This is a genomic window from Amycolatopsis sp. EV170708-02-1 (assembly GCF_022479115.1).
Lineage (GTDB): Bacteria > Actinomycetota > Actinomycetes > Mycobacteriales > Pseudonocardiaceae > Amycolatopsis.
Genome location: NZ_CP092497.1, coordinates 9,609,775 through 9,624,101 on the forward strand (window position 1 = coordinate 9,609,775; position 14,327 = coordinate 9,624,101).

The following is a 14,327-nucleotide window of genomic DNA, read 5'->3' on the forward strand; positions in this document are numbered from 1 at the left end:
TTGAGACCAGAAGGTAGGCGAAGAATGGCTGAGGCTCTGTACACCGCTGTGGCCACCGCTCGCGGCGACGGCCGCAACGGTGAGGTCACGTCCTCCGACGGCGTCATCGACGAGTCGCTGGCGATCCCGAAGGAGATGGGCGGGCCCGGCGGGGACAAGACGAACCCCGAGCAGCTCTTCGCCGCCGGCTACTCCGCCTGTTTCCACTCCGCGCTGCAGCTCGTCGCGCGCCAGGCGAAGGTGACGCTGGACGGCTCCACCGTCACCGCCGAGGTCAGCGTGCTCAAGCAGGGCGCGGGCTTCGGTCTCGGCGTGGCGCTCAAGGTTTCGCTGCCCGGCTTGGAGCAGGCGCAGGCCGATCAGCTCGTCGAGCAGGCGCACCAGGTGTGCCCCTACTCGAACGCGACCCGCGGCAACATCGAGGTCGCGCTGTCCGCGTCGGTCTGATCCCGCACGCGGCAGGTCCCATCCCGAACCGACTGATTTCTGAAAGGAAGACCGAAAATGGGCAAGTCTCCGATCCAGAGTCCGTTGAGCGAAGCCGACAAGGAGATCACCGGTAACGCCTTGCAGGCCACGCTGGTCGATCTGGTGGACCTGTCGCTGATCGCGAAGCAGGCCCACTGGAACGTCGTCGGCGCGAACTTCCGCAGCGCGCACCTGCAGCTCGACGAGCTGGTCGCCACCGCGCGCCAGTACGTCGACGAGGTCGCCGAGCGCGCCAACGCCATCGGTGTCTCGCCGAACGGCCAGGCGAAGGCCGTCGTGGAGAGCTCCGGCCTGCCGGACTACCCGGACAACTGGCAGTCCGTCGAGTCCACGGTCGCCGCGATCGTCGGCATCCTCGCGGCGCTGATCGAACGGCTGCGCAAGCGCATCGACGAGACCGACAAGAGCGACCTGGTCACCCAGGACCTCCTCATCGAGATCACCCAGGAGCTCGAAAAGGCGCACTGGATGTGGCAGGCGCAGCAGGCCTGACCCTCCCCCTCGTGAGTGGTAAGGACGGTTAGAACCGTCCTTGCCACTCACGAAACGCTACCGTTCGACTCATGGTGCTGCACAAGGGAACCGCGCCCGATCCGGCCTCCGATCGAGCCTCCGGCCAGGACCGCAAGGCCGGAACCAACCCGCTGTACGCCGGCGCGTATCCCGCGCTCGCCGCGAACATCCGTCTCCCGCACGACAGCCTCGCCGAAGACCCGCTCCCGCCCGACACCGCGCTCCAGCTGGTGCGCGACGAGCTGATGCTCGACGGGAACGCCCGGCTCAACCTCGCCACGTTCGTCACCACGTGGATGGAGCCGCAGGCCCGCGAGCTGATGGCCGAATGCGTCGACAAGAACATGATCGACAAGGACGAGTACCCGCAGACCGCGGAACTCGAGCGCCGCTGCGTCAACATCCTCGCCGATCTGTGGCACGCGCCCGATCCCACCGCGATCATGGGCTGCTCCACCACCGGTTCGTCGGAAGCCTGCATGCTCGCCGGCATGGCGTTGAAACGCCGCTGGTCGAAACTGGGCCGCACCGGGAAGCCGAATCTGGTGATGGGCGCGAACGTTCAGGTCTGCTGGGAGAAGTTCTGCGAATACTGGGAGGTCGAGCCGCGGCTGGTGCCGATGGACGGCGACCGCTTCCACCTCACCGCCGACGAGGCGATCGCCCGCTGCGACGAGAACACGATCGGCGTCGTCGCGATCCTCGGGTCCACTTTCGACGGCAGCTACGAGCCGGTCGCCGAGATCGCCGCCGCGCTCGACGGCCTGGCGGAGCGCTCCGGCTGGGACATCCCCGTGCACGTCGACGGCGCTTCGGGCGCGATGATCGCGCCGTTCCTCGACCCCGGGCTGAGCTGGGACTTCCGCCTGCCGCGAGTGGCGTCGATCAACACCTCCGGGCACAAGTACGGGCTGGTCTATCCCGGCGTCGGCTGGGTGGTGTGGCGCGACAAGGAGGCGTTGCCGGAAGAGCTGGTCTTCACCGTCAACTACCTCGGTGGCGACATGCCGACTTTCGCGCTGAACTTCTCCCGCCCCGGCGCCGAGGTGGCCGCGCAGTACTACACGTTCGTCCGGCTGGGCCGCGAAGGTTTCCGTGCCGTGCAACAGGCTTCGCGTGACGTCGCGACCCAGCTGGCGGACGGGATCGCCGAGCTCGGCCCGTTCGAACTGCTGACGCGTGGCGATCAGCTGCCCGTGTTCGCCTTCACGACGAAGCCGGACGTCGAAGGCTTCGACGTCTTCGACGTGTCACGGCGGCTTCGCGAACGCGGTTGGCTCGTCCCGGCGTACACGTTCCCGGAGAACCGGACCGATCTCGCGGTGCTGAGGATCGTGGTGCGCAACGGTTTCACCCACGACCTCGCCGATCTGCTGCTCGCCGATCTCCGGCGCCTGCTGCCCGAGCTCGATCACGGCCCACGACCGCGGACCGCGTTCCATCACTGAGCCGGGTGCCCTGCGTCACGCCGGATTTCCCCGGGCCCTACCGGCGCGTAACGTCGTGGGGTATGGGAGTCGCCGGAGACGAACGTCGTGCGTTGAGCGAGCTTTTCGAAGAGGTCGGCCCGGACGCGCCGACCCTGTGCGCGGGCTGGAAGACGCGGGATCTCGCGGCGCATCTGCTGGTCCGCGAGCGGCGGCCCGACGCGGCGCCCGGCATCCTGGTGCCCGCGCTCGCTTCGTACACGCAGCGCGTGCAGGACTCCTACGCCGCGCGGCCGTGGTCCGAGGTCGTCGGCAAGGTCCGGTCCGGCCCCGCCTGGTACTGGCCGACGTCGATCGGCGCGCTCGACGAGCTGGCGAACAGCGCGGAGTTCCTGATCCACCACGAGGACGTCCGCCGAGGGCAGCCCGGCTGGGAACCACGCCCGGCGGACTCCGCGCGTGACGCGGCGGCGTGGAAATCGGCGAAACAGGCCTCGAAGCTGAACCTGCGGAAATCACCGGTCGGCGTGATCCTGAAGACCCCGAAGGCCGCGAAGCGCGGGTGAAGGAAGGCCCGGACACGGTGACCGTGATCGGCGCGCCGATCGAGTTGCTGCTGTTCGTCTTCGGCCGCGACGCCGCCCGGATCACCTTCGAAGGCGACGCCTACGCGGTGGACAGGCTCCGGAAGCACGACCGCGGCCTTTAGAGTTCCGGTCATGCCGATGATCAGTGTTTCGATGTTCCCCGGCCGCACGGCCGAGCAGAAGCAGGCCCTCGTGCGGGAGGTGACCGACGCCTTCGTCCGCACCTGTGGCGGCAAAGCCGAAGGCGTCTGGGTGACGATCAACGAGATTCCCGCCGAACACTGGGCGTCCGGCGGGACTCTCTTCTCCGAACGCTGACCCCGATCGCCGGGCTCAGCGGAGCCCGACGGCTCGCTGCGCGAAGAACACCTCGATCGCGGTCTGCTTGATCGTCTCGGCGATCACCAGCGACCCGTGGCCGGCGTCGAACCGGTAGAACTCGAACGGGATCTCCCGCTTCGCGAGCCTGTCGAGGTAGTTCTCGACCTGCCGGATCGGGCAGCGCGGGTCGTTGTCCCCGGCGAGCACCAGCACCGGCGCCGTCACGGCCTCGACGTAGGTGATCGGCGAGCATTCCCGGTACACCGCCGGCACCGTCTCCGGCGAGCCGCCGAACAGCGCCCTGTCGAACGACCGGAGCTGCTCCATCTCGTCCTCGTACGCGGCGACGTAGTCCGCCACCGGCACTCCGGCGATCCCCGCCGCCCAGCGCGCCGGCTGGGTGCCCAAGGCCAGCAGGCTCAGGTACCCGCCCCACGAAGCGCCGTTCACCACGCACTTCTCCGGGTCCGAGAGTCCACTTTGGACTGCCCAGTCGTGCACGGCGGCGACGTCTTCGAGCTCGGTCAGGCCAGGGCGGCCTTCGATGGCGTCGCGCCAGGCCGAGCCGTAGCCGGTCGAGCCGCGGTAGTTGACCTCGACGACGGCGAATCCGGCGTCGAGCCAGACGGCACGGTACGCGGAGAAGCGGTCCTCGTCGGCCGAATGCGGCCCGCCGTGCAAGGAGAAGATCGTCGGAAGCGGGCCCTCGGGCGCACCGGCCGGACGTGAGACCAGCGCGTGGATCTGCCCGCCGATCCCGTCGACGAACGCGTCGGTGACCGGTGCGGACTCGGGGGCACGCTCGCCGGGCGGTTCGAGGAGCACGGAGTCCGCGCCGTCCGCCGTCCGCGCGCGTACGGCCGTCGGCTGCGCGGCGCTGGACCACGAGTACTCGACGGTGCCGTCGGGGCGCACTCCCGCGCCGCCGATCCGGCCGGGTGGCGTGTCCAAAGAGGACAGTTCGCCGGTCGTGAGGTCGTAGCGGTGCAGGGAACTGCGGCCTTGGTGGAAGTGGACGACGAGCAGTGCCCGCGCGTCGGGGTACCAGCCCGCGACGACCTCGCCGGGCAGATCCAGTTCGATCTCCTGCTCGGTGTCCGCGGCGGTGTCCCAGATCAAGAGCTCTTCGCGACCGCGCCGCTCGTGCAGCACCAGCAACCGCTGATCGCCGGCGACCGGCGAGTACTCGAGCGCGCCGAGGCCTTTGCCCTCGCCGTCCCATTTGTCGGCAATGGTGGTGAAGCCGTCCGTCGACAGGACGCGGAGCGCGGGGTGTCGTGAATCACCGTGTTCCGAGTGGGAGATCGCGAGCAGCGACTCGTCGCGCGAAAGCGAGGCGATCCCGGCGTCGTCTTCGTGCTTGTAGAAGCTGGTGGTCTCGCCGTCGATATGGGCGAAGAGTTCGCTGCCGTCGTCGGTCGAGACGCCGACCGCGATCACCCGCGTGCCGATCTCGAGCCCGGCGGGGTAGCCGTCGTGGACGTCCGGCACCGCGCGCTCGGCGGCGGCGCCCGGCGCGAACGGTTCGCGGACCCAGGAGCCGAATTCGTCGCCGTCGGTGTCGTTGAACCACCAGATCCAGCGGCCGTCGGGGGACGGGGTCGCGTGCATGGTGCCGTTGGGCCGATCGGTGACGCGGCGGTGCTCACCGGTCGACCGGTCCCAGGAGTAGACCTCCCAGACGCCGCTGGCGTTGGAGACGTAGACGTTCGCGCTGGGGGCGTCGATGGCCCACTCGGGGACCGAGATGCGCGGCGCGTGGAAGCGGGCCCGCCACCTGGTCTCGGCTTCGGAGTCGTCGAACAGGCGGTCCGGGACCGCCGCGGACGGATATTCAGTGCCTGGCTGCGTGCTCACCCCTCGATCCTGCCACTGGAGAGCCGTACTGTGTGCGGGGTGCTGGAGGGAAACGCGCCGCGCGCGCGGTCCGCGCGCCAGGCGGTCGAACGGGCCGTGTTCGCGCAACCGCTGTTCGGGCCGGGGATGGGGTGCGTCGACGTCGGCTGCGGGCCGGGTTCGATCACCCTCGGTATCGACAGCGGGTACAGAAAGTCCACAGTGGACTTCTTGGTGGCGGAGGCGTGCGCGCTGCCGTTCGCCGAGGATTCCGTGGACGTGCTCTTCGCGCACGCCGTTTTCGAGCATCTGAGAGAACCGGGTGCCGCGCTGGCGGAGTTCCGGCGTGTCCTCAAACCGGGCGGCACCCTCGCACTGTCCACATCGGACTGGAGTCGGGCGCGGCTGCGGCCGAAGACGGCGAACGTCGACGCCGCCCTTCGTGGCCACTATCTGCTGTGGCGCCGCGCGGGCGGCGACCCGTTCGCCGGGCGCTCGCTGCCCGCCGCGGTCACGGCGGCCGGTTTCACCGACGTGCGAACGAAAACGCGCTACCGCACGGACACGACGTACCGTGCGCTGGCGACGTCCGTGGAGGCGCGGCTGGTGACGGCGCTGGAAACCGCGACGACCCCGGACCGCGACCAGCTGGCCTCGGCCGCCCGCTCGGCCTGGTCGTGGGCGCGTTCGGGCGACGGGGATTTCGCGCAGTGCTGGACCGAGCTGCTCGCGACGCGCTGAGCCGCCGCTCTTCGCTTCTTGCTCACCTCCGGCTTTCGGCGCCCCCAATGTGGCACGGGGGAGGTTGAGCGCCCCCAATGTGGCACTGGGGACGTTGAGTGTCCCCAATGCCACATTGGGGACACTCAACGTTCTCGAATGCGGCATTGGGAACCCTCGGTCCTCGGCGGCGCCCTTCGGTTGTCCACAGCCCCTCGCCGTTGTGGACAACCAACCCCTCTGCCCCTCTTTCGCCCGGTCCCGACACCCCTCGGCGATACGCTGGACCCGGGGTCGCCCCCCTGGGAGTGGCGGGGCTGCCGGTGGGGGCTTGGGCCTCGGTGGCTTGGTGCGGCGGGGAGCTGTGTCCTGAAGGGGGCCTTTGGGGCATCGAGCGTCTCAAAGGTGGCCTTGAAGACATGTGGCCCGTAACGCGAAAGAGCCTTGCTCACCAAAGTGAACAAGGCTCTTTCGATCCTGCGTCGGGGTGGCGGGATTCGAACCCACGACCTCCTCGACCCGAACGAGGCACGCTACCAAGCTGCGCCACACCCCGGATACTTCTTAGCGGGTCGAGGAGAAGTTTAGCGGACGGTGTTTCGGGCTTTGCGGGGGGCTGCTTTCCGGTGGTTCTCGCTGGTCGTGCCCCGTGGGACGAGGGTCAGCAGGCTCGCCTCGGGCGGGCACGCGAAGCGGGCGGGCGCGTACGGCGAGGTGCCCAGCCCGGCGGAGACGTGGAGCCACATCTGGGCGCCCCAGCGGGACGCGCCGCGGGCGCGGGTGCGGTCCAGTTCGCAGTTGGTGACGAGCGCGCCGTAGCCGGGGACGCGGAGCTGCCCGCCGTGCGTGTGGCCCGCCAGGACGAGGTCGTAACCGTCGCCGGCGAACTCGTCGAGCACGCGGGGCTCCGGCGAGTGCGTGACACCGATGCGGACGGCGGCCGCGGTGTCCACGGGGCCCGCGATGTCGGCGTAGCGGTCGCGGTGGAGGTGCGCGTCGTCCACGCCGGCGGTGAACACGTACTGGTCGGCGACCTCGATGGTGCGCCGCACGTGGGTGAGGTCGTTCCACCCGTGTTCGACGAAGGCCGCGCGGAGGTCGCGCCACGGCAGGTGCTCGCCGTGGATCCGCTTCTTCTTGCCCTTCGGCATGAGGTAGCGCGCGGGGTTCTTGGGTTTCGGCGCGTAGTAGTCGTTGCTGCCGAAGATGAACACGCCGGGCCGGTCGAGCAGGGGGCCGAGCGCGCGCAGCACGGACGGGACGGCCTGATGATGTGACAGGTTGTCACCGGTGTTGACGACGAGGTCCGGTTCGAGTTCGTCGAGCGCCGCTACCCAGCGTTGTTTGCTCACATGACCGGGCAACATGTGCAGATCGGAGATGTGGAGGATCGTGAAGGGCTTCGCCCCTGCCGCGAGGACCGGGAGCTCCGCGGTGCGAAGCGTCCACCGGCGCCTTTCGATACCGACCGCGTAACCGAGGGTCGCGGCTCCCAGGGCGACGGTTCCCACGGCCAAGCGCCGTACCGTCGCCCCCGAAGTGCTTTTGTTACTGAGCGTGCTCACAATGTCCAGTTTACGTGCTCTCCGGTGGTGATCGTTCGCCCCCATTCCGGCGATCTCGGTAAATCGCTGGAATGGCCTCTTTTCTTCACCTTCCGTGGTCGGCGCGGAGTGTCGCGATCAACCGACATGATCCCGTCGACCGCTGTTCCCCGTTAGGCCGCCGAGCGGTCACGCAAAGTTAGATTCGTGTGACTCATCGTGATTTGCGCTGGTGAACGTGGTCAGCGCCCGCCGCCCATGTACTTCGGGTCCGGAGCCGGCAGCGGCAGCGGTTCCTGGCCTTCGAGGATCTTCGACATCGCCCCGAACCAGGTCTGCGCCGGCGTCTTCCCGCCGAACATGTTTTCGCAGCCGCGAGTGGTCACGTTACCCGGGCCGAGGTAGCAGAGGCCGCCGTTTCCACCCTTCGGACGGAACACCATCGCCGCGCCCGCGAGCTGCGGGGTGGCGCCGAGATAGGTCCCCGAGCCGTTGCTCTGGGTCGTACCGGTCTTGCCCATCACCGGCCGGTTCCAGCGGGCGCCGTTCGCGGCGCCGAACGAGGTCCCGCCGGGCTGGCTGTCCCTGCTCATGCCGACCGCGAGGGTGTTCGCGAGACCTTCGGGCACCACCTGCTCGCAGGCGGCTTCCTTGACAGGCACCGGCTTTCCGTCCCGGTCGGTGACACCGGCGAGGGGGGTCGGCGGGCACCAGACGCCACCGCTCATGATCGTGGCACCGACGTTCGCCAGCTCCAGACCGCTCAGCGGGGCCGGGCCGAGCGTGAACGACGCGTTCCCGGCCCAGCCGGGCCTCGGCCCGAAGGCCTGCAGCTGGCTGGTGTTGGCGCCGGGGTTGTCGGACTTCGGATCCACGGCGCCGCCGCCGAGGTTGCTGGCCATGGTGTCGCGCATACCCAGTTTGCGCGCCATCTCCACGATCGGGCCCGTGCTCCCGACCTTCTCTTCGAGGGCCACGAACGCGGTGTTCGGCGAAGTCGCCAGCGCCTGCTGCATCGACATGGTCCCGCCCGCCGGGTTGTAGTCGCCCGCGTTGCCGAGGCAGTACCAGCGGGAGCGCAACGGCGGCCCGGTCGGGGCGCACTTGGGGCCACCGCCGGCGAACACGTGAGAGGTGTAGAAGTCGGGTACCGGAAGGGGAGAGTTGATCCCCGCGACGCCCGCTTCCAACGCCGCCGCGGCGGTGAAGACCTTGTACGCCGAGCCGGCGCCGCCGGTGTTGTAGACGCCGGAAGGCAACGCGAACGTCGTCTGTCCCTGGTCTTCGTGCAGCCCGTAGTCACGGTTCGCCGCCAGCGCCACGACTTCATGCCGCTGTTTGCCCGGCTTCACCAGGGAAAGCGTGTTCGCGACGTTGTCCTGCGTCTTCTTGACCTGGGCTTCGGCCGACATCTTGGCCTCGTGGTTCGCCCGTTCGTCCAAAGTGGTCTTGATCTGGTAGCCGCCGGTGTAGAGGTCGTCCTTCGTCATCCCGGACTTGAGGAGATAGTCCTCGACGTACTGGCAGAAGAAACCGTTCTCCGGGCCGGCGCCGGTGCAATTCGACGCGGGTTTCTGCGGGCCGCCTTCGACGACGCCGAGCGGCTCGGCCTTGAAGCGTTCGGCGTCCACTTTCGCGAGCTTCTGGTTGTCGACCATGCGGTCCAGCACCAGGTTTCGGCGTTCGGTGGCCTTCGCCGGGCTCTTCCAGGGGTCGTTGACGATCGGGTTGTTCACCAGACCGGCCAGCAACGCCGCCTGCGGCACGGTGAGCTTCTCGACGGGCGTGTTGAAGTACGCGTTCGCGGCCGCGCCGACGCCGTAGATCTCGCGCGAGAACTCGACGACGTTCAGGTAGCCGGTCAGGATCTGCATCTTGTTCAGCTTGGTTTCCAGCTGGATCGCGATCCGGGCTTCCTTCAGCTTCCGGGCGACCGACTGTTCCTGTGCGCGCTTCTGGCCCGGTTTGTCGTCCCGGTAGACGACGTTGATCAGGTAGTTCTTGACGTACTGCTGGGTCAGCGTCGACGCGCCCTGCGTGTCCCCGCCGGTGCTGTTGCTGACCGCCGCGCGCAGCGTGCCCTTCCAGTCCACCCCGTTGTGCTCGTAGAAGCGCTTGTCCTCGACCGAGATCAGCGCCCATTTCATGGCGTCGTTGATCTGGGTCTCGGCGGTCGGGATGCGGTACTGCTTGTACAGCGTCGCGATCTGCTTGCCGGTGTTGTCCGTGATCGTCGTCACCAAGGGCGGCGGGATGTCCGCCAAGTCCGAAGATGTCTTGTCGACGGTCTCGCTCGCCTGGTTCGACAGCACCCCCGCGGCGCCCGCCACCGGGAACAACATCCCCGCGACCAGCACCCCCGCGAGCACACAAAGGCCAATGAGCTTCAGCAGACCGTCCGTTTTGCGCACGCGGACCAGGGTACGCGGATGCCGTTAGCCCACCGTGACGTCACCTCGCTGTAAGTGTGGATTCGGTTACGAAATCGACCCCATGAGGTGACGGCCGGTAACGGCAGGCATTCTAGGGCTTGGCGGGGGGAACCGAGGGCCCCTACAGTCCGTCAACGTCTCACGTATGAAAAAGCCGACAGACGGGTGAGTGCGAGCGGCAGTCGCATTCGGCCGAACGGAGGCACCGGCACCGGGGAGGTGTCGGCTCAACCGACGTGAGCACACAGGGAGACACGCTCATGGGGGCAGGAGCGCAGGCTTTTCGTCCTCCCGTGGTGTGTCGAACACCAGGGTAGGGAGCTGGGGGTATGGAAACCAACCAGTCGAGCTGGCGAGTCAATGCGTCGTGCCGCGACACCGATCCGGACGGCTTGTTCGTCCGAGGGGCGGAACAGAACCGGGCCAAGGCGGTCTGCCTCGGTTGCCCGGTCAGGACGGAATGCCTCGCCGAGGCGCTCGATGGCCGGATCAACTTCGGCATCTGGGGAGGTATGACCGAACGGGAACGGCGGGCGCTGCTGCGGCGGCGGCCGGACGTTTCCAGCTGGGCGGACCTGCTTGAAGCGGCGAAGCGCAGTTTCACCGGGATCGACGAAGAGGAAGACGTGCGCGTCCGAGTCTCGTGATCAAGGTTTGGCGTGGAAGGCCCCTTCCCTGAGTCCAAGGTAGGGAAGGGGCCCTTCGCGAAAACTCAGGACTGAGTGGCCAGACGCGTGCCGATGTCGCGCAGGCCTTCGAGATCGTGCACGTCACTGGGGAGCGCGGGCACCCGCACCAGCGGGACCTCGGGATGCGCCCGCGTGAACCTGGCGAGCAGCCGCGTCTCTCGATCGGCCAGCGCGACACGGTCCGCGTGCAGGCGAAGGACGGCTTCGGCCAGCGGAGCGCTGGTCTCGCCCTTCGCGAGCTGCTCGGCGGCCGCGACGGCTTCGGCGCTGGACAGCGGGGCGAGCACCGGATGCGTCCGGTTCGCGACCAGCCCCGCCAGCGGCATGCTCTCCTCCGAAAGCCGCTCCACGAAATAGGACGCCTCGCGCAGCGCGTCCGGCTCCGGCGCGGCCACCACGAGGAACGACGTTCCGCCGGACCGCAGCAGCTCGGAGGTCTTGCGCGCGCGTTCGCGGAACCCGCCGAACATGCTGTCGAAGGCCTGCATGAACGCCGAAGCGTCCGTCAGGAGCTGGCCGCCGATGATCGTCGAGACGGCCTTCGCGAACATCGAGAACCCGGCGTTGACGACCTTGCGCAAACCCCAGCCGCCCGCCTTGGCCGGACCGGTGAGCAGCCGGATCATCCGGCCGTCGAGCGCGCTCGAAAGGCGCGTCGGCGCGTCGAGGAAGTCCAGCGCGGACCGGCTCGGCGGCGTGTCGACGATGATCAGATCCCACTCGTCGGTGGCCGCGAGCTGCCCCAGCTTCTCCATCGCCATGTACTCCTGTGTGCCGGAGAACGACGTGGAAATGGTCTGGTAGAAGGGGTTCTGCAGCAGCTGCTCGGCGCGTTCCGGGCCGGCGTGCACGCGCACCATGTCGTCGAAGGTGCGCCGCATGTCGAGCATCATCGCCCACAGCTCGCCCTTGGGCTCGAAGCCTTCGACCTGCACCTGCTTCGGGTGATTGCCCAGTTCACGCAGGCCGAGCGCCTGCGCCAGCCGCCTGGCCGGGTCGATGGTGAGCACCACCGTCTGCCGTCCGCGTTCGGCCGCGCGCAACGCGAGCGCCGCCGCGGTCGTCGTCTTGCCGACCCCGCCGGAACCGCAGCACACGATGACCCGGCTCTCCGGATCGTCGATCAGCTTGTCGACCTCCAAGACGTCCGACATCAGCGCACCCCCTGCTCGGTCAGCGCTTCGGCGAGGTCGTAGAGCGCCGCGACGTCGACCCCGTCGGTCAGATCCGGCAGTTCGAGGCCAGGCAAGTCCGCTTCGGACAGTTGCTCGCGGGCACGCTGCTCGGCCGCGACCCGCACGGCGTGCTCGACGGTCTCCTCGACCAGCGCGTCGAGGGTGCTGTCGGGCAGGTTCAGCCCGGCCGACGCGAGCCCGGCGCGGACGCGCGAGGCGTCGACGCGGCCGTCGGCGGCGGCGGTCACCGAGCGGGCGGGCAGCCGCGGCGGGCGCACCCGGTTCACCAGCACGGCGCCGGGACGCAGGTCGGCGCCGTCGAGTTCGGCGACGGCTTCGACGGTCTCCCGCACCGGCATCTCTTCCAGGAGCGTCACCAGGTGGACCGCGGTCTCACCGGAGTGCAGCAGCCGCACGACGCCGTCGGCCTGGCCGCGGATCGGGCCGGTCTTGGCGAGATCGGTCAGCGCCTTGGTGACGTCGAGGAATTTCACGACCCGGCCGGTGGGCGGCGAGTCGACGACGACGGCGTCGTAGGTGTGGCGGCCGTCCGATTCGGTGCGGCCGACGCATTCCTTGATCTTCCCGGTGAGCAGGACGTCGCGTAGACCCGGCGCGAGCGTGGTCGCGAACTCGATCGCGCCCATCCGCCGCAGCGTCCGCCCCGCGAAGCCGAGGTTGTAGAACATCTCGAAGTATTCGAGCAGCGCGGCCTCGACGTCGATGTGCAGGGCGCGCAGTTCGCCGCCGCCGGGCACGGCCGCGATGCGCTGCTCGGCGTACGGGAGCGGCTCGGTGTCGAAGAGCTGGGCGATGCCCTGGCGGCCTTCGACCTCGATCAGCAGCACCCGGCGCCCGCCCTTGGCGAGCGCGAGGCCGAGCGAGGCGGCGAGCGTGGTCTTGCCCGTCCCGCCCTTACCGGTGACGAAATGCAGCCTGGCTCTCGCGAGTTCGTCGGTCCAGCCGGCAAGGGGTGTGCTCACCGGTCCCACCCTAATTGAGCGGTCAGCTCGCCAGCATCATGACGCCGAGCGCGGCCACGACCAGTCCCGCGACGCACCAGGTCAGGACGCCGGGCAGCACCGTGAGCATCACCACACCGAGCAGCAGGAGGACGACGAAGGCCACCGCGCCGGTGATCGCGACCGTCCCCGAGCGGTCCGTGCGGTCCCGCGCCTTGGCCATCAGGACCAGCACCAGCGGCAGCCCGGCCGCGGCGAGCAGGACGGTCGCGACCACGCGCCAGGTCTCCACGGCCCCAGCCTAGTGGGGGCTGAAGGGGACTTTCCCCGCATGCGACGCGGTGAAAGCTCCCTTCACCGCGTCGCATGCGGGTATGGCGTCCTTCAGCTCCCGATGGGGGTCGCGGGCACGCAGGGGACCGGCTTCGCGTTCGCCGGGTCCAACGCGTTGAGGACGTGCCCGGCGGCGTTGCGGTCGGCGGCGACCCCGGCGTGTTCGGCCAGGTCGAGCAGGCAGCTGTCCTGCAGCACGATGTTCTTCACGTTCGGGCCGGTGCCCATTCCGCTCGTGTACGGGACGACGGCCTCGTCGTAGCGGGTCATGATGTTCGTGTAGGTCACGCCCGGCTGGAAGACGCCGTTGCCCGACCGCAGATTCGTGAGGAATTCCGAGCCGCGCAGGAACTGGCGGCACGAACCGCAGACCGGGTCGAGGATGCCGTTGAACCCGGGCGTGAGGCCCAAAGCGGCGGCCACTGCGTACAGCTGCGAGGCGCCGAACAAGGTTGTGCCGTTCCAGAGCGGGGTCAGGCTCACGTACTTGTCCACTTTGGACGCCCCGCCGAGGAACTTCACATAGTAAGAAGGCATGAGCGTGCCTTCGGAATGCCCGAGGATGTCCACCTTGGACGCGCCGGTCGCGCCGCGCACCTTGTCGATGAACGCCGAAAGCTCCTTCGCGCTCTGCTCCATCGGCAGCAGCCCGCCGGGCTGGTAGATCGGCAGCGGTTTCCCGGGGACCCCGTAGGTCAGGGAGAAGACGCAGTACCCCTGGTTCTTGAGCAGCGGGGCGAACGTCTGCCAGTTCACCGTCTGGTTGGCGCCGAGGCCGTGGGTGAGCACCACCGGATTCGGATGGGCCGCGCTCGGACGGCAGTCGAAGTCGTTCGCGCCGGGCGGCGGGCCGCCGGGGTTCGCCGCCTGCGCGGGCAGCGCCGCGGCCAGCGTCCACGGGACGGGGAGCTCCTCGTCGGCGTTCGCCGGTGAAGCGCAGATCAGGGCAAGGGCCGCGGCCAGGAAGGTGGCGGCGAGGGACTTCGTCGTCCGCATGTCGGCGTCCTATCTACTCCCGAGTAGGTGTGAAGTGAACCACATCGGCGGGAATTCGGCGAACCGGTCGCGAGAGGGTTTTCCGCATGTGTGTCGGGCGCGCTTGCCGGTTTGGCTACGCTCCCGGGCATGAGCGCCACCAAGTGGGAGTACGCGACCGTCCCCCTGTTGATCCACGCCACCAAGCAGATCCTCGACCAGTGGGGCGAGGACGGCTGGGAGCTCGTCACCGTGCTCCCGAACCCGACCGGCGAGCAGCACGTCGCCTACCTCAAACGAGCGAAGAACTGAGGGATTGAAGCC

General features: G+C 68.8%; 14 protein-coding genes, 1 tRNA gene and 1 pseudogene. 8 read left to right on the forward strand and 8 right to left on the reverse strand.

The window, feature by feature from the left end; genetic code table 11:
- Window positions 1-24: 24 nt before the first annotated feature.
- From MJQ72_RS44285 to MJQ72_RS44305, 5 genes and pseudogenes are all read left to right on the forward strand, one after another.
- Window positions 25-447 carry an organic hydroperoxide resistance protein gene (locus tag MJQ72_RS44285; protein ID WP_240596885.1) on the forward strand — a complete coding sequence of 141 codons (423 nt, stop codon included), beginning with the start codon at window positions 25-27 and terminating at the stop codon, window positions 445-447.
- A gap of 57 nt (window positions 448-504) precedes the next feature.
- On the forward strand, window positions 505-981 hold the full coding sequence (locus MJQ72_RS44290; protein ID WP_240596886.1) for a Dps family protein: 477 nt from the start codon (window positions 505-507) through the stop codon (window positions 979-981).
- Between the two features lie 71 nt (window positions 982-1,052).
- Window positions 1,053-2,450, forward strand: a complete 1,398-nt coding sequence (locus tag MJQ72_RS44295) for a glutamate decarboxylase (protein WP_240596887.1) — start codon at window positions 1,053-1,055, stop codon at window positions 2,448-2,450.
- 62 nt (window positions 2,451-2,512) lie between these two features.
- Window positions 2,513-3,138: pseudogene (locus MJQ72_RS44300) on the forward strand (TIGR03085 family metal-binding protein).
- Between the two features lie 10 nt (window positions 3,139-3,148).
- Complete coding sequence (locus tag MJQ72_RS44305) at window positions 3,149-3,334, forward strand: 2-hydroxymuconate tautomerase (protein WP_101611157.1); 186 nt, start codon at window positions 3,149-3,151, stop codon at window positions 3,332-3,334.
- A gap of 15 nt (window positions 3,335-3,349) precedes the next feature.
- Here MJQ72_RS44305 and MJQ72_RS44310 read toward each other — a convergent pair whose 3' ends face one another.
- Complete coding sequence (locus MJQ72_RS44310) at window positions 3,350-5,194, reverse strand: prolyl oligopeptidase family serine peptidase (RefSeq protein WP_240596888.1); 1,845 nt, start codon at window positions 5,192-5,194, stop codon at window positions 3,350-3,352.
- Between the two features lie 39 nt (window positions 5,195-5,233).
- Between MJQ72_RS44310 and MJQ72_RS44315 the strand changes: the two genes are divergently transcribed.
- Complete coding sequence (locus MJQ72_RS44315; RefSeq protein ID WP_240596889.1) at window positions 5,234-5,914, forward strand: methyltransferase domain-containing protein; 681 nt, start codon at window positions 5,234-5,236, stop codon at window positions 5,912-5,914.
- A 461-nt stretch (window positions 5,915-6,375) separates the two neighbouring features.
- Here the strand turns inward: MJQ72_RS44315 and MJQ72_RS44320 are convergent.
- The 3 genes from MJQ72_RS44320 to MJQ72_RS44330 all read right to left on the reverse strand — a co-directional run bounded on the left by MJQ72_RS44320 (window position 6,376) and on the right by MJQ72_RS44330 (window position 9,848).
- Window positions 6,376-6,449, reverse strand: a tRNA-Pro gene (locus MJQ72_RS44320).
- Between the two features lie 28 nt (window positions 6,450-6,477).
- The gene (locus MJQ72_RS44325) at window positions 6,478-7,404 is read right to left on the reverse strand and encodes a metallophosphoesterase (RefSeq protein ID WP_198941694.1); all 927 of its coding nucleotides are present in this window, start codon (window positions 7,402-7,404) and stop codon (window positions 6,478-6,480) included.
- A gap of 275 nt (window positions 7,405-7,679) precedes the next feature.
- Window positions 7,680-9,848 carry a transglycosylase domain-containing protein gene (locus MJQ72_RS44330; protein ID WP_240596890.1) on the reverse strand — a complete coding sequence of 723 codons (2,169 nt, stop codon included), beginning with the start codon at window positions 9,846-9,848 and terminating at the stop codon, window positions 7,680-7,682.
- A 350-nt stretch (window positions 9,849-10,198) separates the two neighbouring features.
- Here MJQ72_RS44330 and MJQ72_RS44335 point away from each other — a divergent pair, with 350 nt between their 5' ends.
- Window positions 10,199-10,516, forward strand: coding sequence for a WhiB family transcriptional regulator (locus MJQ72_RS44335; RefSeq protein WP_005166974.1), 318 nt, complete (start codon window positions 10,199-10,201; stop codon window positions 10,514-10,516).
- Window positions 10,517-10,581: 65 nt separating this feature from the next.
- Here the strand turns inward: MJQ72_RS44335 and MJQ72_RS44340 are convergent, their stop codons facing one another.
- The 4 genes from MJQ72_RS44340 to MJQ72_RS44355 form a co-directional block, all read right to left on the reverse strand.
- Window positions 10,582-11,712: an ArsA family ATPase gene (locus MJQ72_RS44340; protein WP_038521085.1), complete on the reverse strand. Its 1,131-nt coding sequence runs from the start codon at window positions 11,710-11,712 to the stop codon at window positions 10,582-10,584.
- Complete coding sequence (locus MJQ72_RS44345) at window positions 11,712-12,716, reverse strand: ArsA-related P-loop ATPase (protein ID WP_005166973.1); 1,005 nt, start codon at window positions 12,714-12,716, stop codon at window positions 11,712-11,714. Before MJQ72_RS44345 ends, MJQ72_RS44340 begins: the two co-directional genes overlap by 1 nt.
- A gap of 22 nt (window positions 12,717-12,738) precedes the next feature.
- The gene (locus MJQ72_RS44350) at window positions 12,739-12,987 is read right to left on the reverse strand and encodes a hypothetical protein (RefSeq protein WP_240596891.1); all 249 of its coding nucleotides are present in this window, start codon (window positions 12,985-12,987) and stop codon (window positions 12,739-12,741) included.
- 92 nt (window positions 12,988-13,079) lie between these two features.
- Window positions 13,080-14,024 carry a triacylglycerol lipase gene (locus MJQ72_RS44355; RefSeq protein ID WP_240596892.1) on the reverse strand — a complete coding sequence of 315 codons (945 nt, stop codon included), beginning with the start codon at window positions 14,022-14,024 and terminating at the stop codon, window positions 13,080-13,082.
- A 129-nt stretch (window positions 14,025-14,153) separates the two neighbouring features.
- Between MJQ72_RS44355 and MJQ72_RS44360 the strand changes: the two genes are divergently transcribed.
- Window positions 14,154-14,315 (forward strand): DUF4177 domain-containing protein, encoded by a 162-nt coding sequence (locus tag MJQ72_RS44360; protein WP_005166970.1) that lies wholly within the window; start codon window positions 14,154-14,156, stop codon window positions 14,313-14,315.
- The last annotated feature ends 12 nt before the right edge of the window (window positions 14,316-14,327 follow it).

Coding starts and splice junctions, on each gene's coding strand:
- MJQ72_RS44285 (WP_240596885.1), top strand. CDS start 25: ATGGCTGAGGCTCTGTACACCGCTGTGGCCACCGCTCGCGGCGACGGC.
- MJQ72_RS44360 (WP_005166970.1), top strand. CDS start 14,154: ATGAGCGCCACCAAGTGGGAGTACGCGACCGTCCCCCTGTTGATCCAC.
- MJQ72_RS44355 (WP_240596892.1), bottom strand. CDS start 14,024: ATGCGGACGACGAAGTCCCTCGCCGCCACCTTCCTGGCCGCGGCCCTT.
- MJQ72_RS44305 (WP_101611157.1), top strand. CDS start 3,149: ATGCCGATGATCAGTGTTTCGATGTTCCCCGGCCGCACGGCCGAGCAG.
- MJQ72_RS44290 (WP_240596886.1), top strand. CDS start 505: ATGGGCAAGTCTCCGATCCAGAGTCCGTTGAGCGAAGCCGACAAGGAG.
- MJQ72_RS44335 (WP_005166974.1), top strand. CDS start 10,199: ATGGAAACCAACCAGTCGAGCTGGCGAGTCAATGCGTCGTGCCGCGAC.
- MJQ72_RS44340 (WP_038521085.1), bottom strand. CDS start 11,712: ATGTCGGACGTCTTGGAGGTCGACAAGCTGATCGACGATCCGGAGAGC.
- MJQ72_RS44295 (WP_240596887.1), top strand. CDS start 1,053: ATGGTGCTGCACAAGGGAACCGCGCCCGATCCGGCCTCCGATCGAGCC.